Here is a 766-nt window from a genome sequence, read left to right as displayed (position 1 = left end):
GCCCGGCGGGTGGCCGGGGCAGCCTCGCGCGGCGGGCGCTCGGCTGCGGGCTCGACCGCCGCCGGCTGCGCGGCGTCCACGCGATGGTCCTCGGTGCGCGCCGGCCCGCGGTCCGCCTCCGCCACGCGACCGGGCACCCCGGGCGTGCCGTCGATGCGCAGGGACCCGGCGGCCGAGCGCTCAGCCCCGTCGGCGCCGTTCTGCTGGGCCTGGTCCGGCTCGGCGGTCACGACGGTCACCGATCCGTGCGCGGTGGTCGCCACCGTGTGCGTCTCGAGATGCTCACCCTGCGGGACCGGGATCGCGTCCGTGGCGAACTCCTTGGTGGGGGTGTGCTCGGGGGCGACCTCGTCGGCGGGGACGGTCCCGTGCACGTGCTCGGGAGCCGGGGTGAGGTGGCTCTGCTGGTCCGGGGCCGCGGCAGCCGGTGCCGCCGGAGCGGGGGTCTCCGCGACCGGGGACGGGGAGGCCGGGGTCGCCGGGACGTCCGCCGCGGGCGTCTGCTCATCCAGGGTGACGCCGGAACCGCCGGCCACACCGGCCGCGCCCAGGCCCACGGTGTCCGCCGCGCCCGGCGTGCTCGTCGCCGCCGCGGCGGGGCGCAGAGTGCCCCGGGTGGCCGGAGCCGCGGCATCGCGACGGGGGGTCTCAGTGGTGGCCTCGGTGCTCGGGGCGTCCTGCTGATCCACGGTCACCCCCGCCCCGCCGGCCACGCCGGCGACGGACTCGTCGGTCTCACGGTCCGCCACGGCGGTGTCGGACGCAA

At 79.4% G+C, this 766-nt stretch carries 1 pseudogene; it reads right to left on the bottom strand.

Features of this window, described 5'->3' with window-relative positions:
• A pseudogene (locus tag D8M29_RS12960) lies at positions 1-749 on the bottom strand (hypothetical protein); the annotation flags it as partial.
• Between the last annotated feature and the right edge of the window lie 17 nt (positions 750-766).

Source organism: Micrococcus sp. HSID17227, assembly GCF_003989405.1.
GTDB lineage: Bacteria > Actinomycetota > Actinomycetes > Actinomycetales > Micrococcaceae > Micrococcus > Micrococcus luteus.
The sequence above is the reverse complement of the archived record's forward strand: the minus strand, read 5'-3'. Positions and strand labels throughout refer to the sequence as shown.